The organism is Ruegeria sp. G12 (assembly GCF_056533565.1).
The window spans coordinates 624544-647874 of sequence record NZ_JBQFOO010000002.1 but is presented as its reverse complement, the minus strand read 5'-3'; the positions used below and the strand labels follow the sequence as shown (position 1 = coordinate 647874).

General features: G+C 60.3%; 21 protein-coding genes. 11 read left to right on the top strand and 10 right to left on the bottom strand.

Annotated features, from left to right (window positions below):
• The first annotated feature begins 7 nt into the window (after positions 1-7).
• From ACR0JN_RS07045 to ACR0JN_RS06995, 11 genes are all read left to right on the top strand, one after another.
• Positions 8-1120, top strand: coding sequence for an energy transducer TonB (locus tag ACR0JN_RS07045; RefSeq protein ID WP_480817213.1), 1113 nt, complete (start codon positions 8-10; stop codon positions 1118-1120).
• Entirely contained in the window at positions 1117-2436 is a 1320-nt protein-coding gene (gene tolB, locus ACR0JN_RS07040) for a Tol-Pal system beta propeller repeat protein TolB (protein WP_480817214.1), read from the top strand. Before ACR0JN_RS07045 ends, tolB begins: the two co-directional genes overlap by 4 nt.
• Before the next feature lie 84 nt (positions 2437-2520).
• Positions 2521-3027, top strand: coding sequence for a peptidoglycan-associated lipoprotein Pal (pal, locus tag ACR0JN_RS07035; RefSeq protein WP_480817215.1), 507 nt, complete (start codon positions 2521-2523; stop codon positions 3025-3027).
• Between the two features lie 4 nt (positions 3028-3031).
• The gene (gene ybgF / locus ACR0JN_RS07030) at positions 3032-3856 is read left to right on the top strand and encodes a tol-pal system protein YbgF (protein ID WP_480817216.1); all 825 of its coding nucleotides are present in this window, start codon (positions 3032-3034) and stop codon (positions 3854-3856) included.
• The gene (gene tilS, locus ACR0JN_RS07025) at positions 3847-5106 is read left to right on the top strand and encodes a tRNA lysidine(34) synthetase TilS (RefSeq protein WP_480884894.1); all 1260 of its coding nucleotides are present in this window, start codon (positions 3847-3849) and stop codon (positions 5104-5106) included. The genes ybgF and tilS overlap by 10 nt, the downstream gene beginning before the upstream one ends.
• A gap of 75 nt (positions 5107-5181) precedes the next feature.
• Complete coding sequence (ftsH, locus tag ACR0JN_RS07020) at positions 5182-7098, top strand: ATP-dependent zinc metalloprotease FtsH (RefSeq protein ID WP_480817218.1); 1917 nt, start codon at positions 5182-5184, stop codon at positions 7096-7098.
• Positions 7099-7191: 93 nt separating this feature from the next.
• Entirely contained in the window at positions 7192-7767 is a 576-nt protein-coding gene (locus tag ACR0JN_RS07015; protein ID WP_480817219.1) for an MOSC domain-containing protein, read from the top strand.
• Positions 7768-7953: 186 nt separating this feature from the next.
• Complete coding sequence (locus ACR0JN_RS07010; protein ID WP_480817220.1) at positions 7954-9630, top strand: formate--tetrahydrofolate ligase; 1677 nt, start codon at positions 7954-7956, stop codon at positions 9628-9630.
• A 57-nt stretch (positions 9631-9687) separates the two neighbouring features.
• The gene (locus tag ACR0JN_RS07005) at positions 9688-9993 is read left to right on the top strand and encodes a chorismate mutase (protein WP_480817221.1); all 306 of its coding nucleotides are present in this window, start codon (positions 9688-9690) and stop codon (positions 9991-9993) included.
• Positions 9994-10045: 52 nt separating this feature from the next.
• The gene (gene folD, locus ACR0JN_RS07000; protein ID WP_480884893.1) at positions 10046-10936 is read left to right on the top strand and encodes a bifunctional methylenetetrahydrofolate dehydrogenase/methenyltetrahydrofolate cyclohydrolase FolD; all 891 of its coding nucleotides are present in this window, start codon (positions 10046-10048) and stop codon (positions 10934-10936) included.
• A 206-nt stretch (positions 10937-11142) separates the two neighbouring features.
• Entirely contained in the window at positions 11143-11883 is a 741-nt protein-coding gene (locus ACR0JN_RS06995) for a LytTR family DNA-binding domain-containing protein (protein ID WP_480884892.1), read from the top strand.
• A gap of 2 nt (positions 11884-11885) precedes the next feature.
• Here the strand turns inward: ACR0JN_RS06995 and pdeM are convergent, their stop codons facing one another.
• The 10 genes from pdeM to ACR0JN_RS06945 form a co-directional block, all read right to left on the bottom strand.
• Positions 11886-12548 carry a ligase-associated DNA damage response endonuclease PdeM gene (gene pdeM / locus ACR0JN_RS06990; RefSeq protein WP_480884891.1) on the bottom strand — a complete coding sequence of 221 codons (663 nt, stop codon included), beginning with the start codon at positions 12546-12548 and terminating at the stop codon, positions 11886-11888.
• 41 nt (positions 12549-12589) lie between these two features.
• Entirely contained in the window at positions 12590-15001 is a 2412-nt protein-coding gene (locus ACR0JN_RS06985) for a ligase-associated DNA damage response DEXH box helicase (RefSeq protein WP_480884890.1), read from the bottom strand.
• 40 nt (positions 15002-15041) lie between these two features.
• Positions 15042-16349, bottom strand: a complete 1308-nt coding sequence (locus ACR0JN_RS06980) for an ATPase (RefSeq protein WP_480817225.1) — start codon at positions 16347-16349, stop codon at positions 15042-15044.
• Positions 16350-16465: 116 nt separating this feature from the next.
• Positions 16466-17011 carry a prepilin peptidase gene (locus ACR0JN_RS06975; RefSeq protein WP_480884889.1) on the bottom strand — a complete coding sequence of 182 codons (546 nt, stop codon included), beginning with the start codon at positions 17009-17011 and terminating at the stop codon, positions 16466-16468.
• A 3-nt stretch (positions 17012-17014) separates the two neighbouring features.
• Positions 17015-17866 carry a tetratricopeptide repeat protein gene (locus ACR0JN_RS06970; protein WP_480817227.1) on the bottom strand — a complete coding sequence of 284 codons (852 nt, stop codon included), beginning with the start codon at positions 17864-17866 and terminating at the stop codon, positions 17015-17017.
• A gap of 29 nt (positions 17867-17895) precedes the next feature.
• On the bottom strand, positions 17896-18420 hold the full coding sequence (locus ACR0JN_RS06965; RefSeq protein WP_480817341.1) for a tetratricopeptide repeat protein: 525 nt from the start codon (positions 18418-18420) through the stop codon (positions 17896-17898).
• Between the two features lie 69 nt (positions 18421-18489).
• The gene (locus ACR0JN_RS06960; RefSeq protein ID WP_480884888.1) at positions 18490-19464 is read right to left on the bottom strand and encodes a type II secretion system F family protein; all 975 of its coding nucleotides are present in this window, start codon (positions 19462-19464) and stop codon (positions 18490-18492) included.
• Positions 19465-19474: 10 nt separating this feature from the next.
• Positions 19475-20443, bottom strand: a complete 969-nt coding sequence (locus ACR0JN_RS06955) for a type II secretion system F family protein (protein WP_480817229.1) — start codon at positions 20441-20443, stop codon at positions 19475-19477.
• Between the two features lie 11 nt (positions 20444-20454).
• Positions 20455-21894 (bottom strand): TadA family conjugal transfer-associated ATPase, encoded by a 1440-nt coding sequence (locus ACR0JN_RS06950; protein ID WP_480817230.1) that lies wholly within the window; start codon positions 21892-21894, stop codon positions 20455-20457.
• 24 nt (positions 21895-21918) lie between these two features.
• Complete coding sequence (locus ACR0JN_RS06945) at positions 21919-23154, bottom strand: CpaE/TadZ family protein (RefSeq protein ID WP_480817231.1); 1236 nt, start codon at positions 23152-23154, stop codon at positions 21919-21921.
• Between the last annotated feature and the right edge of the window lie 177 nt (positions 23155-23331).

Sequence of the window (23331 nt, the reverse complement as noted above, 5' to 3'; positions counted from 1 at the left end):
TGGCGCGGTGGATACCGGCACCAGGATTTCGGCGATTGCGCATGTCGGCCTGATCGGCTGGGCGCTGTTTGGCGGCGCGTTCCGGTCCGAACCGCTGCCGATGGCCGTGCAGGATGTGTCCGTGATTTCCGCTGAGCAATTTACCGCTATGACCGCGCAAACCAACGCGCCCGAGGTGCCGGTGACGCCCTCGGCTTTGCAGCAGCCGCCGGAGCCGGAAACCGAATCCGGTAGGCCCGAGCAATCACAAGAGGTCGAGCCTCAGCCCGAGCCCGTGACCCCGGCAGAACCCGAGCCCGAAGTCGTGCCGGAAACGGTTGAAGCCCCGCCTGAACCGGAATTGCCCGAGGAACCTCCGGTTCTGACCGAGCCCGAGCCAGAGATTGCCGCCTTGCCGGTCCCGCCCGGACCCGAGGCGCAGCCAAGCCCTTCGGACCGGGTCGCGCCCGAGCCGATTGCACCCCCGCCGCCCGAGGCCAAGCCGGATGAGGTGGAAACGCCGCCGGTGTCCCTGGACGAAGGGGCCGAGGTTCAGCAGGAACAGCAGGATCAGACTGCGCCCGAGGAAGCCGCGCCCGAGATCGTGACAGAGGCGGAGGAAACTGATGAGCAATCCCCCCTGACCTCGCCCCGCCCGCGCGTGCGGCCAAATCGGCCTAACCCGCCGCCCGTACAAGAGGCAGAGGTAACCCCTGAGCCTGAGGCGCAAGAGCCGGAGACCCCTGCGCCAACCGACGAGGCCGCTATCAACGATGCGCTGGCCGAGGCATTGGGCGGCAACAGCGAACCCTCGGGTCCGCCGCTGACCAGCGGCGAAAAGGACGCAATGCGGCTGGCGGTTTCGCAGTGTTGGAACGTAGGGTCGCTGTCAACTGATGCGCTGAACGTTGTGGTGGTTGTCGGGTTTTCCCTGACGCCCGAAGGCAAGGTTGTTGGCGGCAGCCTGCGTATGATCGACAGCTCTGGCGGGTCTGCCGGTGCCGCAAAACAAGCCTATGAGGCCGCCCGCCGCGCAATCCTGCGCTGTGGCGCGAAAGGATACGATCTGCCTGCTGACAAATACGCGCAATGGCAGGATATTGAGATTACATTCAATCCCGAGAGGATGCGGATCAAATGATGAAACTTCTGACCAGCCTCTTTGTTGGCCTGACCCTGATGGCCGCACCGGTCTACGCGCAAAGCGGACCACTGCGTCTGGAACTGGACCAGGGGATTATCGAGCCTTTGCCCTTTGCGGTGCCGAACTTCGTGCCCGACGGCCCGGCTGCGGCGCAATATGCCATCGATATCTCGCGTGTGGTTGCGTCGGACCTGACCGGGACGGGACTGTTCCGCGAAATCTCATCGGAGGCGTTTATCAGCCGGGTCAGCAGTTTCGACGCTCCGGTGCAGTTTGCCGACTGGAAAGCGATCAATGCCGAGGCGCTTGTGACCGGGGCCGTCAATGTCTCGGGCAATCGCCTGACGGTGCGGTTCCGGGTGTGGGATGTGTTCTCGGGTCAGGAACTGGGCAATGGTCTGCAATTTGCGGGCACGACCGAGGGTTGGCGGCGCATGGCGCATAAGGTAGCCGATCAGGTCTACAGCCGGGTAACGGGTGAGGGCGGGTATTTTGACAGCCGGGTCGCTTTTGTCTCGGAAAGCGGGCCGAAGAACCAGCGGCTTAAGCGGCTGGCGATCATGGATTATGACGGCGCAAATGTGCAATATCTGACTGACAGTGCCGCAATCGTGCTTGCGCCGCGCTTTTCCCCCACCGGCGACCGGCTGCTGTATACCAGCTATGAAACCGGCAGCCCGCGTATCTATGTTCTGGACGTGGACCGCGTGAAACGGCAGGTGCTGAACACGCCCGATGGCACGATGAGCTTTTCGCCGCGCTTTTCGCCGGATGGCCGGTCGATTGTCTATTCGCTGATTCAGGGCGGAAACACGGACCTTTGGAAGATGGACCTGGCCTCGGGCCAGAGCACGCGGCTGACTAACACGCCCGCGATCGAGACCGCGCCCAGCTATTCGCCGGATGGCAGCCAGATCGTGTTCGAAAGCGACCGCTCGGGCACGCCGCAGTTGTACATCATGCCCTCAAACGGGGGCGAGGCTACACGGATCAGCTTTGGACAGGGCCGCTATGGCACGCCGGTCTGGTCGCCACGCGGCGATCTGGTGGCGTTCACCAAGCAGAACAAGGGCCGGTTCCACATCGGCGTGATGCGTACCGACGGCAGCGAAGAACGGCTGTTGACCTCATCCTTCCTGGACGAAGGCCCGACATGGTCTCCGAACGGGCGGGTCATCATGTTCACCCGCGAAACGCAGGGCGCAAGCGGTCGGGCGACGCTCTATTCTGTGGATATCTCAGGCCGGAACCTGCGGCCTGTGCGCACGCCCGATGGCGGCAGCGATCCGTCCTGGGGGCCGTTGCAGAATTGATCGCCGCGCGGGCGCGGCAAAGTTCACAAGAAACCGCCCTTGTGATAGACAGGCGGCAATAAAACAAAACACGAGGCACATGAGATGAACGTATTGGGCAGAATTCTTGCAGTGGGCGCGCTGGGTGCGATGGCCGCCTGCACAAGCAACGATCCTTCGGCATTGGGCGGCGGGGGCGCGGGCGGCAGTGGCTCGATCCTGCCGGGTTCGCCCAGTGATCCACGCTCGCCTGCGTATTTCCAACAGACGGTCGGGGATCGGGTGCTGTTCGCGGTGGATCAGTCGACCATTTCTCCGCAGGCGCAGACGATCCTGCAGGGGCAGGCGGACTGGCTGCTGGCGAACCCGGATTATGTAGCCACCATAGAAGGCCACGCGGATGAGCAAGGCACACGGGAATACAACCTTGCGCTGGGCGCGCGCCGGGCCAATGCGGCGAAGGAGTTCCTAATCTCGCGCGGGGTTGCGGGTAACCGCCTGACCACGGTCAGCTATGGCAAGGAACGCCCGATCGAGATTTGCAGCACCGAGGAATGCTATTCCAAGAACCGCCGCGCGGTGACGGTGCTGACCGGTTCAACCTTGGGGTAAGACGATGAGACTTGTTGGATGGGTTCTGGCAGCAGTTGTCGCAACCGCTGGCGTGGCAAAGGCGCAGGATCAGCAGACGCTGGCGGATATTCGTCAGGAACTGACGGTATTGCATGTGGAAATCCAGCGCCTGAAGCGTGAGTTTTCCACCACCGGCTCTCCCGCGCCGAACCTGTCCGGCAGTTCCATTCTGGAACGCGTCGATGCTATTGAGGCCGAACTGCAGCGCCTGACCAGCCAGACCGAGCAGTTGAATCAGCGGGTGCAGAACATTGTCTCCGATGGGACCAACCGGATTGGCGATCTGGAGTTTCGGTTGGTCGAGCTTGAGGGTGGCGATTTATCGACGTTGGGCGAAACATCGACTCTGGGGGGTGAAGAACAGACGGCGACCGCCGTTCTTCCGACGCCAACCGAACCGTCAACCTCGGATCAGGGTGAGTTGGCCGTCGGCGAACAAGCTGATTTCGACACAGCCTCGCAGGCTTTGGCGGATGGTGACTTCCAGAACGCGGCGGCTCTGTTCGCGCAGTTCGATACCTCCTATCCCGGCAGCCCGCTTGCGCCCGAGGCACATCTGAAACGCGGGCAGGCGTTGGAGGGTTTGGGCGACACCCGCGAGGCCGCGCGCGCGTTTTTGGCCAGCTTCACCGGCGATTCCGAAGGGGCGTTTGCGCCCGAGGCGCTCTATGAATTGGGGGCCGCGCTGGGCCGGTTGGGGCAGACGGATCAGGCCTGCATCACTCTGGGCGAGGTCGGGGTGCGCTTCCCTGCTTCGGCCACCGTATCTCAGGCCACGCAGGAAATGACGTCGCTGGGGTGTACTTGAGCGAACAGGCCGCCAGCTTACTGTCCGAACTGCGCGCACGGCTGCCTGACCGGCTGCCGAAGCATCTGGGCGTCGCTGTGTCGGGCGGGGGTGATTCCGTCGCATTGATGCACTTGCTGCACGAGATTGCGCAGAGCGAACGGGTAGAGGTTTTCGCCGCCACCGTAGATCACGGCTTGCGCCCGGAATCCGAGGGAGAGGCGGAGACAGTCGCGGAGCAGGCCGCGCGTCTGGGTATTCCGCACGAAACCCTACGCTGGCAGGGATGGGATGGCGCAGGCAACCTGCAGGATCAGGCGCGGCAGGCGCGGTATGCTTTGCTAACGGACTGGGCGCGCGACAACGGGATCAACGCGATTGCGCTGGGCCACACGGCAGATGATCAGGCTGAGACGGTTCTGATGCGGCTGAGCCGGGCCGCAGGTGTGACCGGGCTGTCGGCCATGCCGGTCTCACATAACCGGGACGGGATCGAGATACTGCGCCCGATGCTGGGCATCACTCGCCAGCAATTGCGGGACTACCTTGTCAATATCGGCGTCAGTTGGATCGAGGACCCCTCGAATCACGACACCCGCTTTGACCGTATCAAGGCGCGTCAGGCACTGGATGGGTTGAAACCGCTGGGAATTTCGGCGGAAATCCTTTCTCGGATAGCTGAAAATTTAGCACAAGCCCGTGATGCTTTGGCCATTTATACGCAGGAATCCGCCCGCAAAGTCGCCTTGGTCGAGGCCGGGGACGTCCTAGTGGACCGCGCCGGCTTCGCGGCCTTGCCCGCCGAGATTCGCCGCCGGGTGATGCTGGGCTGTATTGGGTGGATCGCAGGGCCGGGCTACCCGCCCCGACAGTCCGCGGTCGATCAGGCGATATCCGCGCTGGAAAGCGGGCAAGCAGGGTCCATTGGGGGCTGCCTGTTGGTTCCAGAGGCCGAAAAAACGCGGATTTGCAGGGAGTTTAAGGTGGTCGAGGGGATTAAAACCACCATCGGGCAGCAGTGGGATGGACGGTGGCTGTTGACCGGCCCTGAAACCGAAGGGGCTGAAATTCGCGCCCTTGGTGAAAAGGGGCTGCTGTTGTTGCCGGATTGGCGCGCAACGGGGCGGCCGCGCCTTGCGCTGCAATCCACTCCGGCGCTCTGGCAGGGGGATACGCTGCTGTCCGCCCCTCTGGCCGGGTTTGAAAACGGCTGGCGTGCTAAATTGAGCCCTGAATGGCCCGAGTTCCACGCTTCGTTTTTATCGCATTGAACCTGCCACAATCATCTCTATTTTAAGAGACAAGCGGCAGGTCCCCATCTGCCGAAATCTTTTGGGAGATTTTCCTTGGGCAACGCTCGTAACATCGCCTTCTGGGTCGTTCTGTTTCTGCTGATCCTTGCACTGTTCAATCTGTTCAGCGGACCGGGCGGAACGCTTCAGAGCAATGAAAGAACCTATTCCGACTTTGTCAGCGCCGTGCAGGGCGGTGAGGTCAAGAATGTGACCCTGGATGGTGAGCAAATTCGCTACACCACCCAAAGCGGCGGTACTTACGTAACCATCAAACCGGGCGATGCCGAGGTCACGAAGCTGCTGATTGACGAAAACATCCCGGTGCGGGCTGAGAAGCAGCAGCAGTCGGGATTCCAGTCGTTCCTGATCACGCTGCTGCCTTTCCTGCTGCTGATCGGTGTCTGGGTCTATTTCATGAACCGGATGCAGGGCGGTGGCAAAGGCGGTGCGATGGGCTTTGGCAAGTCCAAGGCCAAGATGCTGACCGAAAAACATGGCCGCGTGACCTTTGACGATGTCGCGGGCATCGACGAGGCCAAGGAAGAGCTGGAAGAGATCGTCGAATTCCTGCGCAACCCGCAGAAATTCTCGCGTCTGGGCGGCAAGATTCCCAAAGGCGCGCTGCTGGTTGGTCCTCCGGGCACCGGTAAGACGCTGCTGGCGCGCGCGATTGCGGGTGAGGCGGGTGTGCCGTTTTTCACCATTTCGGGTTCTGACTTCGTGGAAATGTTCGTGGGTGTCGGTGCCTCTCGTGTGCGCGACATGTTCGAACAGGCCAAGAAGAACGCACCTTGTATTGTCTTCATTGACGAGATCGATGCCGTCGGTCGCCATCGTGGTGCCGGTTATGGCGGCGGTAACGATGAACGCGAGCAAACGCTCAACCAGTTGCTGGTCGAGATGGACGGGTTCGAGGCCAATGAAGGCGTGATCATCCTCGCGGCCACCAACCGAAAGGATGTTCTGGACCCCGCGCTGCTGCGACCGGGCCGATTTGACCGGAACGTGACCGTCGGCAACCCCGATATTAAAGGGCGCGAGAAGATTTTGGGCGTGCACGCGCGCAAAACGCCTCTGGGTCCCGATGTCGATCTGCGCATCATTGCGCGCGGAACACCGGGTTTCTCAGGTGCCGATCTGGCGAACCTCGTGAACGAGGCCGCGCTGATGGCTGCCCGCGTGGGCCGTCGCTTTGTCACCATGGAAGACTTTGAAAACGCCAAGGACAAGGTGATGATGGGGGCCGAGCGCCGCTCGATGGTGTTGACGCAGGACCAGAAGGAAAAGACCGCCTATCACGAGGCTGGCCATGCCGTTGTCGGCATGACGCTGCCGCTATGCGATCCGGTCTACAAGGCGACGATTATCCCGCGTGGTGGTGCTTTGGGCATGGTGGTCAGCCTGCCCGAGATGGATCAGTTGAACTATCACCGTGATGAGTGTGAGCAGAAACTGGCCATGACCATGGCCGGTAAGGCCGCCGAGGTCATCAAATACGGTGAGGATCATGTGTCCAACGGCCCCGCCGGTGACATCATGCAGGCCAGCCAGTTGTCGCGTGCGATGGTGATGCGTTGGGGCATGTCGGACAAAGTCGGCAATATCGACTATGCCGAAGCGCATGAGGGGTATTCGGGCAACACCGCAGGCTTCTCGGTCTCGGCCCACACCAAGGAACTGATCGAGGAAGAGGTGAAGCGCCTGATCCAGCAGGGATATGAGCGCGCGCACCAGATTCTAACGGAAAAGAACGAGGAATGGGAGCGTCTGGCGCAAGGTCTGCTGGAGTACGAAACCCTGACGGGCGACGAGATCAAGCGCGTCATGAACGGCGAATCTCCGACCGAGGGCGACGACGAAGGCGATAACCCCGACCAGGGCAGCGCGCCCAGCGTGACCGCCATTCCCAAGACCAAGGTCAAGAAGTCTCCGCCGGATGGCGGGATGGAGCCGGAACCAACGGCATAACCAAACCAGACCCGGGCCCTATCCCGGGTCTTTTCTTTTCGCCCGGTTTGAATTCTAGTGGCCGCTTGAAAAGGGCTTCGGAAAGGGACGATCATGCCGGTTTTGCGCGAAACGGAATTTACGGGCGAGGTCGTCTGGCTGGGCCATGTCCCGGCGGGAAAAAGCATACGGGCTGATGCTGTCAATTCCTTGTCCCTTGATTTTTCCGGCAGCCGGGGAGAGCGGCACGAAGGCGTCAACCGCGCCTCCTGCGTGCGGATGCAGAACATCTACCCCAAGGGCACCGAAATCCGCAACGTGCGGCAACTATCGGTGCTGTCCGAAGAAGAGATGCAGGCGACGGCGGCCGAGATGGGGCTGGACGGGCTGGACCCGTCCTATCTGGGGGTCAGCATCCTGTTGCGCGGCATTCCGGATTTTACCCACGTCCCGCCCTCGTCACGGCTGCAGGGACCCGACGGCGTGACGATCACGGTAGATATGGAGAACCGCCCCTGCGTGATTCCCGGTCGCGAGGTCGAAGCTGATCTGCCCGGCCACGGTGCCGCGTTCAAACCGGCGGCGAAGGGGCGGCGTGGTGTGACGGCGTGGGTCGAACGGCCCGGAGAGTTAGAACTGGGTGACCGGATGAAGCTGTTCGTTCCCGATCAGCGCGCCTGGGCAACTTAAGACACAGGTTTTCCGATCAGAAACGATCAAAGTTGCGTGACGCCACCCTGTAATTGACGCTACGCCGTTTCACGGCATGAATATGTCGGAATCTATATCCACTGCGATTGTGCACAACGGTATGGATTTCTCAGCGCTGACGCTTTGCGTCGGTTTCGCACGGCATTCAATCAGGGACCCTGCCCAATGAGCTATAAATCCGACATCGAAATCGCCCGCGAGGCGAACAAGAAGCCGATCCAGGAAATCGGTGCCAAGCTGGGCATCTCCAGCGACGATCTGCTGCCTTACGGCCATGACAAGGCGAAGGTCAGTCAGGACTTCATCAATTCGGTGCAGGATCGCGAAGACGGCAAGCTGATCCTTGTGACCGCGATCAACCCGACCCCGGCGGGTGAGGGCAAAACCACCACCACCGTGGGTCTGGGGGACGGTCTGAACCGCATCGGCAAAAACGCGATGATTTGTATCCGCGAAGCCTCGCTGGGCCCGAACTTCGGTATGAAAGGCGGCGCTGCAGGGGGCGGTTACGCGCAGGTTGTCCCGATGGAGGAAATGAACCTGCACTTCACCGGGGACTTCCACGCCATCACAAGCGCCCACTCGCTGCTGTCGGCGATGATCGACAACCACATCTATTGGGGCAACGAGCAGGAAATCGACACACGCCGCGTTGCATGGCGTCGCGTGGTCGACATGAACGACCGCGCGCTGCGTCAGATCACGGCGTCCTTGGGCGGTGTGTCGAACGGCTACCCGCGTGAGGCTGGTTTCGACATCACCGTGGCGTCCGAGGTTATGGCGATCCTGTGCCTGGCCAATGACCTGAAGGACCTGGAAAAGCGTCTGGGCGATATCATCGTGGCTTACCGCCGTGACAAGACCCCGGTCTATTGCCGCGACATCAAGGCCGAAGGTGCTATGACCGTTCTGCTGAAAGACGCGATGCAGCCGAACCTGGTGCAGACGCTGGAAAACAACCCGGCCTTTGTTCACGGTGGCCCGTTCGCGAACATCGCGCATGGCTGTAACTCGGTCATCGCAACCAAGACCGCGCTGAAAGTGGCTGATTATGTCGTCACCGAAGCGGGTTTCGGGGCCGATCTGGGGGCCGAGAAATTCATGAACATCAAGTGCCGCAAGGCGGGGATTGCTCCGTCGGCTGTGGTGCTGGTTGCCACCGTTCGCGCGATGAAGATGAACGGCGGCGTCGCCAAGGCCGATCTGGGCGCGGAGAACGTCGACGCGGTTCAATCCGGCTGCGCCAACCTTGGTCGCCACATCGAAAACGTCAAATCGTTCGGCGTGCCCGTCGTTGTCGCCATCAACCACTTCGTCACCGATACCGATGACGAGGTGGAAGCGGTCAGAAACTATTGCGCCGATCATGGCGTCGAAGCCGTTCTGTCGCGTCACTGGGAACTGGGCTCGGACGGCTCGGCTCCGCTGGCGGAAAAGGTTGTCGAAATCGTCGAAGGTGGCTCTGCGAACTTTGCGCCGATCTACCCCGATGATATGCCTTTGTTCGAGAAGATCGAAACCATCGCCAAGCGCATCTACCGTGCTGACGAAGTGCTGGCCGACAACAAGATCCGCAACCAACTGCGCGAGTGGGAAGATGCGGGCTATGGCAACCTTCCGGTCTGCATGGCGAAAACCCAATACTCGTTCTCGACCGATCCGACCCTGCGCGGTGCGCCGACCGGCCACTCGGTTCCCGTGCGCGAGGTTCGCCTGTCCGCAGGTGCTGGTTTCATCGTGGTTGTCTGCGGAGAGATCATGACCATGCCCGGTCTGCCGCGCAAACCGGCTGCGGAAACCATCTGCCTTAACGACGCAGGTGAGATCGAGGGCTTGTTCTAAGCCGCCGAATAGGACATCTCGTGGTCCGGGGAATCCCCGGGCCATGAGGAGATCACGATGCCCACTCTGACACCGCCGCAAGACTGCCGATCTATGCAGGAGTTGCGGGTTCAGATCGACAAGCTGGACCGCCAACTGATCGAGTTGTTGGTGACGCGGGCGGGGTATATCGACCGCGCGTCCGAGCTGAAACCGGGCGAGGGCCTTCCGGCTCGCATACTGGAACGGGTCGAAGAAGTGGTGCAAAACGTACGCGCCCATTCGGATGATCTGGGACTGGATCCGGATCTGGCCGAACAGCTGTGGCGCATATTGATTGATTGGTCGATTGCACGAGAAGAGCGCGTGCTCGGACCTGACTGAATGATCGGGTGCCCATGCGCCCGAGATGTTATTGGGAAGAAGGGATCACAGGATGGTAGCTCAAGTCATCGACGGTAAGGCTTTTGCGGCCAAAGTGCGCGCGCAGGTGGCCGATCAGGTCGCAAAGCTGAAAGAGGAAAACGGCATCACTCCCGGTCTGGCCGTGGTTCTGGTGGGCGAAGACCCGGCCAGTCAGGTCTATGTCCGCTCGAAAGGCAAGATGACCATCGAGGTTGGCATGAACTCGTATGAGCACAAGCTGGACGCCGATACATCCGAAGCGGACCTGCTGGCGCTGATCGATAAGCTGAACAACGATCCGGCTGTGCATGGTATTCTGGTGCAACTGCCTCTGCCCAAGCATCTGAACGAAGATCTGGTGATCAACGCGATTGATCCGGCCAAGGATGTGGATGGCTTCCACATCTCGAACGTGGGTCTGCTGGGTACCGGTCAGAAATCGATGGTGCCCTGCACGCCGCTGGGCTGTCTGATGATGTTGCGCGACCATCACGGCTCGCTGTCGGGCATGGATGCGGTTGTCATCGGCCGCTCGAACATCGTGGGCAAGCCGATGGCACAGCTTTTGCTGGGCGACAGCTGTACCGTCACCATCGCGCATTCGCGCACCAAGGACCTGCCGGATGTGGTGCGCCGCGCTGATATCGTGGTGGCCGCGGTTGGCCGCCCCGAAATGGTGCCCGGCGATTGGATCAAGGAAGGCGCGACCGTGATCGATGTGGGCATCAACCGGATTGAACGCGACGGCAAGAACAAGCTGGTCGGAGATGTCGACTATGCCAGCGCGGCCGAGCATGCGGGCGCGATCACCCCGGTTCCGGGCGGCGTGGGACCTATGACAATTGCATGCCTGCTGGCCAACACTCTGACCGCGTGCTGCCGCTCCAACGGCCTGCCCGAGCCCGAAGGGCTGACGGCCTGATATCCGACGGTCGGGCCGTTCATTTCGGTCCGACCGGCATTTTCCTGCGACGCTCAAACTGATGCGCGCGCCGGATTATTCCCAGTGAATTAACTTTTAACACGTCTAGGATCGTGATATTTCTGCGTTCCCAGTCAGTTACGAGGTGAAGGCGCTTGCCGCCCTGCGCCGGCTGATCGGGATAGGGAGTGGATCGTTTAGTTGGTATGACGTCGAAGTTGGTTCTGGTTCGCAGCCTGTGTACGCCCCAGCGGGTGGTTGCTGCAGCAATATTCCTTCCAGTGTTGGCCTATGCTTTTCCGCCGTTTCTGGTGGCAGACCTGCCATTCATCTTGCGGCTGCTGTTTTGGACCGGAGTGATGGCGCTGGCGCTGGCGGCGACTTGGGTGGCGCGCAGGCTGGTGGGGGACAAACTGGCCGAGGCCAATCTTCACCTGCGTGACCTGGCATTTGCGGCGCTGGTGCTTGCCTTGCTGACCCCGTCGCTATGGCTTCTGGCCTGGGTTCTGTTCACCTTCGGCGGTCATATGACCCCCGCGCTGACCACTGTCGCGAACTATGGAATTCTGTTTTCCGCCGGGTTGTTTCTGGTGCGCCGAAATGAACGGGATGTAGCGGAGCAGGTTTTGCCCGCTACGCCGCGCCTGATACGGCGGCTTCCGGCCTCTTTCACCGGGCGGATTTTTCACCTGACTGTACGCGACCACTATGTTGATGTCGTCACCTCCGAGGGCACCTTTACCATCCGGTCCCGCCTGACCGACGCCATCGCCGAGATGGAACCTGTGCCCGGACATTGTGCGCATAGGTCCCACTGGGTGAGTGATGACGCCATCATTGCTGCCAAGAGAACGGATGGCAAAATCTGGCTGCGGCTGGTGAATGGCGATCTGGTTCCGGTCAGTCGGAAGTACCGACCAAGGCTTGAGCAGGATGGCCTGATCTGAGCCTATCGCGGCATCGGGATCATCTGCGGGGTAGGTCCGGTCAGGATGGCCCGAGCATCCGTGCCCATAAGCCCCGTCAATGCCTGATCCGAGCTGCGCAACCCGCCGGTATAGGCCCCGTAGGCGGGCAAGATGAGGCGGTTGCTGTCCAACAAAAAGGCCGGACGGGTGATTGCCCGCCCCCTCGCTCGCAATGTCGCCTTGGGGTGATAATGCCCCGAGACCTCACCCTGCGCGCCGGGTTCGGCGATGTGCCGAAAGTGTAGTGATTGACAAGACCAGTCGGCCCGATGCGTGCCGCCCAACTCAATGGGGCCGGGGTCGTGGTTGCCCTCAATCCAGATCCAGTCCCGACCTGCCTGCATCGCGGCGATCCGAAGCGTCTCGGATGCTGCCAGCGAGGTCGAGGCGAGCAGATCGTCAAAACTGTCACCGAGGCACAGAACCGTCTCGGCCCCTGTCCGGTCCAAATCTGCGGCCAGCCGATCCAGCGTGTCGCGGCTATCATAAGGCGGCAGCGCGGGGCCGCCGAGCCGGGCCAGCCGCTCGGATTTACCCAGATGCAGGTCCGAGACGCACAGCAAGCGCTGATCCGGCCACCACAGCGCACCCGAGGCAAGGGCGGACAGGCGCTGACCGGCAAATGAAAACTCTAGTCCGTTCATGATACGTTCTTTGCCGGTTTCGCCCCGCTACGCAAGGTGAATCACGAGGGCTCTAATCCGGCCTTCTGCAACAGCCGCGCGCTTTCTTCGGCCAGCAACCGTTCCTCGGCAGCGCCTTTGACCGGAACCTTGCCGACCTCCAGAAACAGCGGCGCGGCCAGCGGGGATACGCGGTCCAGGCGCAACAGGTCGATCCGGTCGCCGATGCGGGCGACCATGGCTTCGATCCGCCCGAAATCGACCAAGCCGCGCATGGCCTCTTCGCGGGTGATCTGCATCAGCAGGTGATCGGGATCATATTTCAGCAGCGTGTCATACAGGATGTCCGAGGAAAACGTCGCCTGCCGCCCGCTTTTGCGCTGACCGCCGGTGTTGCGTTCGATCAGCCCGGCAATGGTGGCCGAGGCGCGAAAGGTACGCTTCATCACGGCATTCCCCGCCAGCCAGGTGTCCAGCCCCTCGCGCAGCGCATCCAGTTGGAACAGGGGGCGCGGGTCGGTTACGGCGTCCAGCCCCCAGATCAGGGTCGCGTAATCTGTTGCGACAAATCCCAGCGGGGCCAGCCCGGTTTCCTCCATCCGTTTGGTCAGCAGCAGCCCCAGCGTTTGCTGCGCGTTGCGTCCGGCGAAGCCGTAGACGCACAGGTTTTCACGCCCGTCATTGGGAAAGCTTTCGATCAGCAGACGGTCGCGTTGGGGCAGGTGGGAAATCTCGCGCTGCAGGGCCAGCCAGTCGGCGGTGTGGGTCGGCAGTTGCGGCCAGTTGTCCCGCGAAAACATGCGCAGGATGCGGTCGCTCAGTTGCGTGGAAGTCGCGAATTTCGTGCCCGAAAACACGGCGACCTTGGGTTTTTTGTCGGCGCGGCGGCTGACCTCGACCACCATTTCGCGCAGGCCTTCATAGCGCACGATCTGACCGCCGATCAGGAAAGTGTCACCGGGGGTAAGCGAGGCCGCGAAGCCTTCCTCGACCTCACCCAAGGGTTTGCCGCCCCGGTTGCGCTTCAGCCGCACTTTCAATGTGTCTGTGTCCTGAATTGTCCCCAGATTCATACGGATACGCTGCGGCGCGCGGGGATCGCGCAACTGCCACAGCCCGTCAGGGCGCTGCTGCAGCCGTTGCCAGCGGTCATAGGCGCGCAGGGCGTAGCCGCCGGTGGCGCAGAAATCGAGACAGGCATCGAATTCATCGCGCGTCAGCCGCGCGTATGGTCCGGCTGAAGTCATCTCCTGAAACAACGCATCCGCCTCAAAAGGCCCGGCAGCGGCGGCGATCAGGATGTGCTGGCACAGCACGTCGCGCGGGCCGGGACCGCGCGGTTCGCCGTCAAGCTCATGCGCCTTTGCGGCCTCAAGTGCTGCGACGCATTCCACCACTTCAAAGCGGTTTGCGGGCACCAGCAAGGCCTTGGACGGGGCGTTGTAGCGGTGGTTCGCACGCCCGATCCGCTGGACCAGACGTTTAACATTCTTGGGCGCGCCGATCTGGATCACCAGATCCACATCCCCCCAGTCGATGCCCAGATCCAGAGAGCCGGTGCAGACGATGGCGCGCAGATCGCCGCGCACCATGGCGGCCTCGACTCTTTCGCGTTGTTGCCGGTCAAGGCTGCCGTGGTGGATGCCGATGGGCAGGCCCTCATCATTGGCAAGCCACAGATTGTGAAAGAAAATCTCGGCCTGCGCGCGGGTGTTGTGAAAGATCAGCGTCGTCTTGTGCTGCCGGATTTGCTCCAGCACCGCCGGGATCGCGTAAGCCGCGCCGCCGCCGGACCAGGGGGGCATTTCTTCGGTCTCAAGCATCCGGATATCCGGATCGGGGCCGGGGTCGGCTTGTATGATCCGGCAGGGATCCGGGTGGCGGGCCAGAAAGCGGGCAATAGCGTCGGGGTCCTCGACCGTGGCCGACAGGCCAACGCGGCGCATGTCTGGGCAAAGGCGCTGCAGACGGGCCAGCGCCAGCATCAACTGATCCCCGCGCTTGCTTTCGGCCAGAGCGTGAATTTCATCCACGACAACGCGCTGAACTCCTTGGAACATATGCGGCGCGTCTTCGTACGACGTCAGCAAAGCGAGGCTTTCCGGCGTGGTCAGCAGGATATGGGGCGGGTCGACGCGCTGGCGTTTCTTTTGCGTGGCCGAGGTGTCGCCGGTGCGGTCCTCGATACGGATGGGCAGGCCGATTTCATCCACGGGCGTGCGCAGGTTGCGCTTGATATCTGCCGCCAGAGCCTTGAGTGGCGAGACATAAATCGTGTGCAACCCCGCATGCGCGCCGTCGGCAAGTTCAGCCAGAGAAGGCAGAAACCCCGCCATCGTCTTGCCGCCGCCGGTCGGGGCAATCAGCAGATTGGCCGGGTCATTGGCCCGGTCAAACATCTGTTGCTGATGGGGGTGGATGGACCAGCCTTTGGCTGTGAACCAGGCCTCAATCCGTGCGGGAATCTGCGTCATGGACGCAGACTACCCGCCTCAGCGTGGGAATGGCACGGCGTTATTTGACGATTGTTTCGTCTTTGACGAACATGTTCGCCCAGGCGCGGTCGATCAAATCGGGGCTCATCTGATAGGGAATGCCCTCGAACTCGCAGATCGAGATCATCTGGTCGATCAGGAAGATCGGCTGATAGTTCGCGTAGATATTGTTGATGGTCGGGTATTTGACCTTAAGCAGATGCACCAGTGCGGCTTCGTCCAGCGGCATGCCGCGTTTGCGGGCCACCATGGCGAAGATTTTCAGGAAGTTCTCCTGATTTGGGCCATCGATCTTGATCTTGAAGAAGATCCGGCGCAGGGCGGCTTGGTCGAAGATTTCGTTCGGGTGGAAGTTGGTCGAGAAGATGACCAGAGTGTCAAACGGCACCTCGAACTTCTCACCCGATTGGAGGCCAAGGATATCCTTGCTTTCCTCCAGCGGAACGATCCAGCGGTTGATCAGGGCCTGAGGGGGTTCGGCCTGACGTCCAAGGTCGTCCACAATGAAGATGCCGCCGGTGGATTTCAATTGCAGCGGGGCCTGGTAGGTCCGCGCGGTGGGGTTATAGACCAGATCTAGCATGCTGAGCGACAGTTCACCACCTGTTACCACGGTCGGGCGTTCGCATTGAACGTAGCGCGTGTCGAACCGCTTACGGCGGCGCAGGCTGTTTGGGTCGTCTTCTTCCTGTTCAATCGCGGTATGCACGATCGGGTCGTAAACGGTGATCACCTGACCGGCATATTCGATGGCGCGCGGGACATAGACATTATCCCCCAGCGCATCCCTGATCCCGTTCGAGATCGAGGATTTACCGTTGCCCGGAGGGCCATACATCAGGACCGAACGGCCGGCGCTAACCGCAGGGCCAAGCTGATCCAGCAGCATGTCGGGCAGAACCAGATGGCCCATGGCACCCGTCAACTGTTCGCGCGTGACCTGAATGTTACGGATCGATTGCCGCTTGACCTGCTCGCGGTAGACATCCAGCGGCACCGGCATCGCGCCGAAGTACTCCGACTGGCTTAGCGCGTCCAGCGCGCGGGCTTTTCCGGCGTCGGTCAGTTGGTATCCCATCTCATTGCCGCTGTTGGCGTTTAGCGTCCCGGTCGCCTCGAGCAGCTTTTGCTCGCGCGCGATGTCGATGAGCTCCTGTGTGACCGAACCGGGCAGGCATATGGCGGCGGCGACTTCGGAAACCGTGTCAACGTTTTTGCGGAAAACGGTTTTCAGCATAATGTCCCGCATCATCACCAGCGGAAGCTTCATTTCGCCCAACCCCTTGGGGGCAGGGGGGGCCATAACGGATGAGGTCTGCATATTCATAAGCGTTGCCCGTTTATTCAAATGTCACGCAAAAGCCCTTTACCGGGCAACCACGGTGAAATCTGGCCCAGCTTTGTGGCGGGACCAAGGCAGCGAAAAGGCGCGCTGATGATAGTTTACGATCCGAGAACAGTGCCCAATATCAAATACATGGCAAGTGAGCCCGCAAGGGCGAGGCCCATCGGGAATTTCTTGCCCGTGTCCCAGCTGTCCCAATGGGGGGCGATGGTGCGCAAACGGCTGTGTTTCGCAATGCGATGGGTCGCGACAGCCGCCAGCAGGCAGGCGATCATGACGGGCAAAAACACAAGGATATCCCCCGTCCAGACAAAGGGCGAGGCCGCCGCCAGAAACTTCGCATCCCCCGCGCCCATCGTCCCTGCGGCGTTCAGGATTATGCCGACAATCAGGACAATGACGATGTGCAAAAGCTGCCAGAAATAGATCGGCAGCGTCAGGGAAAGTGGCCCGATGTTTCCGCTGACCGCCCCGGTGGACCAGGGCGGAAGCGCTATCAAACCGATAACGACAAACACCAAGGCCAGCGTCACAACCGCGTGGTTCTTGATCCGCATCTCACGCATGTCAGTGAAGGCGACATAAAAGCAGATCGGCAACACGAAAGGCAGGAACCAGAGCGCGGCAGCCGCTGGGATTTGCATGGATCAGCTTGCCTCGAGCGCGCGAAGCGACCGGACCGCCTCGTCAAAATGCTGCGGGTGGGTGGCAATCGCCTCGCGGAACAGGTTCTTGGCCGTGTTCACATCCCCTTGTTTGACCGCAGAAATTCCCATTGTGTTCAACAACCTGGCGCGTTCGACCTGCGACATGGGGACAACCGGCATGCTGTAATTGCCCTGCGCCGCACGTGCCAGAACCAGGTTGTTCTTGGCGGTGAACAGCGAATTGTCCTGACGGATCGCGTCGTTAAACAGCCGCTCGGCCTCGTCATATTGACCGCGGCTCAGTTTAGAGTAGCCCCAGTTGTTCATGACACTGCCCGGGCGAGTCGTCAGCCCGACGGCGGTTTCATAGAAGTGATCCGCACGCTTCCAGTCTTTCTGGGAATCCGCTACCAGCGCCTCGAGCCGATACCGCTTGAAAGTCTCATAGGTAGGAGGGACCGAGTCCAGAACGGTTTTGGCCTTTTTCCAGTCCCCGTTACGCACCAGCGCGTCGGCATATTCAACCTTGTCGGCGCTATTGGTGCCCTTCATGGTTGTCACCCGCTTCCATGCGGCAGCGGCTTCGGTAGTGCGCTTGGCACGGGCCAGCGATATGGCCAGCCCCCGTTGCAGATCGATCCGGTCAGGGTTCTTGCTGGCCGCACCATGGAAATAGGTCACGGCCTCGTTCGGGTCGGCCGCGCTGAGCAGAACGTCATTCAGGTTGGTTTCGTCAATGACGTTCACTTCCTGAAATGTGCGTTCGACTTTTTCCTCTTCAGTCTCTTTTGCGCAGCCAGCCAGAACCAGCCCGCCAAGAATGATGGATGGAATCAAGAATTGTTGGCGCATTTTTGCGTCCTTTACTGCTCTTGCCTCGGTTACTGGATTTTGCGCAGCGAAAATTGCCCGTCGCCAAGCTGTTCCAGCGTATATTCTTGTTCTTGTGCGGTATTATTAACAGGATTTTCCATTTTTGCGAGTGCTAAGCGCAGATTGTCACGGATTGCGTCACTTTCGCCATTGTCCAGCGCAAAGGCGCGGCGAAAGACCTGCGCGGCCTCGGGGTATTCTCCGGTTTCCATCAGAAGAACGCCGAGATTGTTCCAGGCTACAGGCCAATCCGTGTCCTCCTCAACCGCGCGGCGCAGCAGGGTTTCGGCCTGTCCCAACCGGCGCAGGCCAAGGTTGGCGGTGCCCATGGATGTGAGGATCTGAGTGGTCAGCCCCTCCTCAAGTGCTGCCCGAGTAAAGGTTTCCAGCGCAAGTTCATATTCCCCTGCCGCCATCAGGCGATTTCCGACGGTGATATTGTCCGCAGCTTGTCCTTTGGGGTCCACCCCCGGCGCATCCAGCCCGTTGGACTGGGTGCTTTCAGTGCAAGAGGCCATCACGGTAAACACCATGATGGCCTTAAGCACTTGGCGAAACCCTGAAAGGTCACACCGGCGGAGTGGTCTCATTTGGCTGCAACCTCAGCGTCCGAAGGTCGAGATGACGTTGAAAGATGGTCCGACCAGAATAACAAGAAGCGGCGGAACGGTCAGGCCCATTGTGACCAGTGTCATCTTGGTGGGCAACTTGTTTGCGGCCTCTTCCGCGCGCATAACCCGCTTGTCCCGCATTTCCGAGGCGTAAACCCGCAGAGCTTCGGCAATGGATGTACCGAAAGTTGCCGACTGGATCATCACGGTCACAAAAGCGTTGACGTCCTGAACGCCGCATCTGGTTCCGAAATCCCGCAGAACGGTGTCTTTGTCCTTACCGGCCTTCATCTCATAGGCGACGACTTCGAATTCCTGAGAAATCTCGGGGTACGAGCTTTTCATTTCCGCGGCCACACGGACGATGGCCTGATCCAGCGACTGCCCGGCTTCAACGCAGACAAGCATCAGGTCTAGCGTGTCGGGGAAGGCGGCGATGATCGCCTCTTTGCGTTCTTCCACGCGGCGGGTGATCCAGTACCTGGGCAGCATATAGCCAATGCCGCCAGGGACGAGGACCCGGATCAGGATTTGCTGGCCGGTAAATTCCTGGTCGCCGGCAAAGACGGTGACCATCAAAACGCCGACGACGATGCCGATGATCCCTAGGGCAAACTGAGCGAAGTGGTAAAACCGGACCGAGTCCTTGGACTGGTATCCCGCCTGCCGCATCTTGAGCTGAATGGCCGAAAGCTCTTCTTCGTTCTTCGGCTCAAGAAAGGTCGCGAACTTTTCAAGCTGCTCGTTGCGGCCAGCATTGCGAAGCTGTTCTTTCTTGTCCTTCTTGCTTTTCTTCGGCTGCGTGTTCGAGCGTTGCAGTTTCTTCAGGGGGTCTTCGGGCTGATTCATCATCAGCGAAACGGCCACAAGGATCATGACCATCCCCAGAACGCCGACAACGATCAGGGGGCCAAACTCTCCCAGGTGCTGGGTCAACAGGTCGTTGATGTTGGTCAGGAATTCCATCGTGCTGCCCTCAGACCTTGATGTTGGTGATGATCTTCATGACGATCAGGTTCAGGGTCAGCATGATGCCGACAAAGAAGCACATCGGAATGAAGTAGGGGTGGTCCAGAACCTCGTCATAATAGCCGGGGTCCTTCACCAGAATGAACGCAAGACAGGCCAGCGGGAAGCCGGATAGGAATTTGCCGGACCACTGCGCCTCGGCAGTGATGGCTTTCACGCGGCGGAAAAGGCGGAACCGGGCGCGAATGACCTGCGCCAAACCAGCCAGAATCTCGGCCAGGTTACCACCGGATTGCTGCTGGATGCCCACGGCCACGGCCAGAAAACGCAAATCCTGCATATCCAGGCGCTCTGCCATGTCTTTCAGCGCCTCACCCACGTCGCGGCCATAGGCGCATTCGTCGGCAATAACGCCAAATTCGGTTGCTAGCGGGTCCTGCACCTCATTCGCGACGATCTGGACCGAGGACACGAACGGGTTACCAACGCGCAGCGACCGTACCATCAGTTCAACCGCGTCAGGCAGTTGTTCCTCGATCATCGACATGCGCTTTTTGGCTTTGTGGTTGACCCAGGCATAAACAGCGCCCACGCCAATCGCGACCGAGATTGCAATCCGCAGCGGCAGGTCGGTTGGCGTGCCAATGCTGAGCCCCATAAAGGCCACCGCAGACACAAGGCCCATGATCATAATCAACTGGCGGGGCGTGAACGCAATCGCCGCCTTTTGCGCCTTGTCTGCCAGCAATGAATACAGAGGGATGCTCTGCGTTTTCATATGCTGCTGCATTTCCTTGCGCAGCTGTTCCAGAACCTGTTCGCGCCCGACGCCCTTGTCGAGCATGTCCAGACGGCGGTTGACCCGGCTGTTCAGGCTGATGGATTTGCCGAATGCGACCAGATAGATACCTTCGACCAGGGCCAGGACCCCCACGAAGATGGCGATATAGATAAGGGCCTCCATAGGAAGTTGCATACCCAGATCTCCTACATTGTGGTGGGGTCGTAGATCGACGCAGGCAGGTCAAAGCCCCACAGGCGGAAGCGTTCCGAATAGTGGCTGCGCACACCTGTTGCAGTGAAGTGACCGATGATCTTGTTGTCCGGCGTCAGGCCAACACGTTGAAACCGAAAGATTTCTTGCATCGAGATCACGTCGCCTTCCATGCCCGTAATCTCGGTGATCGAGGTCATGCGGCGCGAGCCGTCCTGCAAACGGCTGGCCTGAACCAGCAGGTTCACAGCCGAGGAAATCTGGCTGCGGACCGCCTTGATCGGCATCTCGATCCCGGCCATTGCGATCATGTTTTCCAGACGCGAGATACCATCCCGGGCCGAGTTGGCGTGAATCGTGGTCATCGAGCCGTCGTGGCCGGTGTTCATGGCCTGCAGCATGTCGATCACCTCGGCGCCACGCGTTTCGCCGACGATGATGCGGTCGGGGCGCATACGCAGGGCGTTTTTCAGACAGTCGCGGGGGCTGACCTCACCTTTGCCTTCAACGTTGGGCGGGCGGCTTTCCATCCGGCCTACGTGAGTCTGCTGGAGTTGTAGTTCCGCCGTATCCTCGATGGTCAGGATGCGCTCGGCGTCGTCGATGAAACTGGACAGGGCGTTGAGCGTGGTCGTTTTACCCGAACCGGTACCGCCCGAGACGATGATGTTCAGACGGGTCGAGACGGCGGCCTGCAGATAGGCGGCCATTTCCTCGGTGAACGCGCCGAAATTGACCAGATCGTCGATGCCCAGCTTGTCTTTCTTGAATTTACGAATCGAAACCAGCGAACCGTCCACCGCGATCGGCGGCACCATGGCGTTGAAACGCGACCCATCTGCCAGACGGGCGTCAACGTAAGGGTTTGATTCATCAACACGACGACCCACGGCTGACACGATCTTGTCGATGATCCGCATCAGGTGCTTTTCGTCTTTGAACGTAATGTCGCTGAGTTCCAGCTTACCGGCGCGTTCCACGAAAATCTGTTGCGGGCCGTTTACCAGAATATCGTTAACCGATTCGTCCTGCAGCAGCGTTTCCAGCGGACCAAGGCCGGTGACCTCGTCATAGAGTTCCTTGTTCAACTGAGACCGGTCGTCCCGGTTCAGAACGATATTCTTGGCCTCAAGCACCTCGCTGGCGATGGCGCTGATTTCCGAGCGCAATTCAGCCTCACCTGCGTTTTCCAGCGCGGCAAGGTTCAGGTTTTCCAGCAATTCCCGGTGCAGTTCGATCTTGATCTCGCCCAACCGTTCTTTGCGCTTGCGCTCACGATCGGACCCGACGACTTCGGCCGTTTTTTTCTGGATGGGCTTGCGCACAATCGCGGTGGCGGCAGAGGCTGCCGCCGGGGCTGATGCGGCCTCGGGGGTTTTGTCGGGCGTTTGTACCGGCTGAGCGGCAGGTTGCTTCTTGTATCTTGAAAACACGGCGGCTCCCCCCTTGGGATGATGTTACGCGGCTTCTGCGTCGTTGCTGCCAAGGCTGTGCAGAGACTTCGCCAGCTTCGCGATTTCCCGGCGCAGCGGGTTTTTCGCGGCCGAGTTGGCAAGCGGCAGACCATGATCGCCACTTTGCATGACGGGTTTGCCGCCATCAGGTAGTTGCAGGTCAATCGAAATGCCCAGGCTTTCGCCCATGCGTTTCACGCGGCTTTTGCCGTTCAGGTCGGTGAACTTGGGCGCACGGTTCAGGGCAAAGCGCAGCTTGTTGAATGGCAGTTCTTCGGCTTGCAGCGCGCGTTTCAGACGCAGGGCGTTCTGTGCCGACCGCATATCCAGTTCGATCACGGCGAAATACACATGCGCAGCCTGCAGAATCGTTTCCGACCACAGAACCAGCGTTTTGGGCATGTCGACGATCACGTAATCGAAGTGCTTCCGCGCCAAATCGATCACCCGTTGGATGTCTTCGGGCGTGATCAGATCCAGCGGTACCATGTCGGAAGGTGCGGTGAGAACCTGCAGCTTTTCTTCATAGGTTTGAAGCGCTTGCGAGAAAACTTCATCATCCATCGAATCGGTGTCCGACAGCATCTCGAACACCGTCTCGCGCCGCGGCAGGTCGAGGTAAGTCGAAACCGTGCCATATTGCAGGTCCAGATCGATCAGGCAGACCGAGGGGGCCTCTTTGTCGGATACGCTGGCAAGTTCCCAGGCCAGATTGACGGCCAACGTGGTCGATCCCACGCCGCCAGCAAGCCCGTGGGCCACGAACAACGCGCCTTCTTTCGATGCGCCATCCGTCAGAGTGGCTGCTGCTGTAGGGGCAACGGCAACCGGGTCGGGCTGGTTCATCCGCTCGATGGCTTCCGCCAGTTCGCCTTCGGGAAGAGGGTAGGGGACAAATTCATCCGCGCCTTTGCGCAGCAACTGATGCAACGAGGCGGGGGTCACGTCCTCGGCAATCAGCACAACTTTTATTTTCTTATCTTTGGCCTGAGCGATGATTTCACCCATCAGCGTCAGGTTATCTTCATCTTCGCCATCAATGGCCAAGGCAACGAATTGCAGCGAATCGGCTTCGGGCTGGGTGAAGAACGCGAGCGCTTCGGCGAAACCAAGGTCTCCCCAACGCTCGCCCAGAACCGCCTCCATGTCTTCGATCAGCAGGTCAAAATTCTGCACGTCCCTGCTGATCGTGCAGGCCAGAATGGCGGTATTGTCATCTTGCGGCGTAGCGCTGGTCATAAACACAATCCTCGTCGTGAGGGCCCAGCATCTCGTGCGAACGTCGGTCGTTCAGGTTGATTTGCTGTCGCCCCGATGCGGTCAATTCAAGCCGCAGGTCACCCTATTGTTCACAATGTCACTTTGAAGTTGGGCGAGAATTTGGCGCAAAAGAACCAATTGTAGGGAAATGGGCGA

Coding starts and splice junctions, on each gene's coding strand:
- tolB (WP_480817214.1), top strand. CDS start 1,117: ATGATGAAACTTCTGACCAGCCTCTTTGTTGGCCTGACCCTGATGGCC.
- pal (WP_480817215.1), top strand. CDS start 2,521: ATGAACGTATTGGGCAGAATTCTTGCAGTGGGCGCGCTGGGTGCGATG.
- ybgF (WP_480817216.1), top strand. CDS start 3,032: ATGAGACTTGTTGGATGGGTTCTGGCAGCAGTTGTCGCAACCGCTGGC.
- ACR0JN_RS07015 (WP_480817219.1), top strand. CDS start 7,192: ATGCCGGTTTTGCGCGAAACGGAATTTACGGGCGAGGTCGTCTGGCTG.
- ACR0JN_RS07010 (WP_480817220.1), top strand. CDS start 7,954: ATGAGCTATAAATCCGACATCGAAATCGCCCGCGAGGCGAACAAGAAG.
- ACR0JN_RS07005 (WP_480817221.1), top strand. CDS start 9,688: ATGCCCACTCTGACACCGCCGCAAGACTGCCGATCTATGCAGGAGTTG.
- folD (WP_480884893.1), top strand. CDS start 10,046: ATGGTAGCTCAAGTCATCGACGGTAAGGCTTTTGCGGCCAAAGTGCGC.
- ACR0JN_RS06995 (WP_480884892.1), top strand. CDS start 11,143: ATGACGTCGAAGTTGGTTCTGGTTCGCAGCCTGTGTACGCCCCAGCGG.
- pdeM (WP_480884891.1), bottom strand. CDS start 12,548: ATGAACGGACTAGAGTTTTCATTTGCCGGTCAGCGCCTGTCCGCCCTT.
- ACR0JN_RS06985 (WP_480884890.1), bottom strand. CDS start 15,001: ATGACGCAGATTCCCGCACGGATTGAGGCCTGGTTCACAGCCAAAGGC.
- ACR0JN_RS06980 (WP_480817225.1), bottom strand. CDS start 16,349: ATGAATATGCAGACCTCATCCGTTATGGCCCCCCCTGCCCCCAAGGGG.
- ACR0JN_RS06975 (WP_480884889.1), bottom strand. CDS start 17,011: ATGCAAATCCCAGCGGCTGCCGCGCTCTGGTTCCTGCCTTTCGTGTTG.
- ACR0JN_RS06970 (WP_480817227.1), bottom strand. CDS start 17,866: ATGCGCCAACAATTCTTGATTCCATCCATCATTCTTGGCGGGCTGGTT.
- ACR0JN_RS06965 (WP_480817341.1), bottom strand. CDS start 18,420: ATGGTGTTTACCGTGATGGCCTCTTGCACTGAAAGCACCCAGTCCAAC.
- ACR0JN_RS06960 (WP_480884888.1), bottom strand. CDS start 19,464: ATGGAATTCCTGACCAACATCAACGACCTGTTGACCCAGCACCTGGGA.
- ACR0JN_RS06955 (WP_480817229.1), bottom strand. CDS start 20,443: ATGCAACTTCCTATGGAGGCCCTTATCTATATCGCCATCTTCGTGGGG.
- ACR0JN_RS06945 (WP_480817231.1), bottom strand. CDS start 23,154: ATGACCAGCGCTACGCCGCAAGATGACAATACCGCCATTCTGGCCTGC.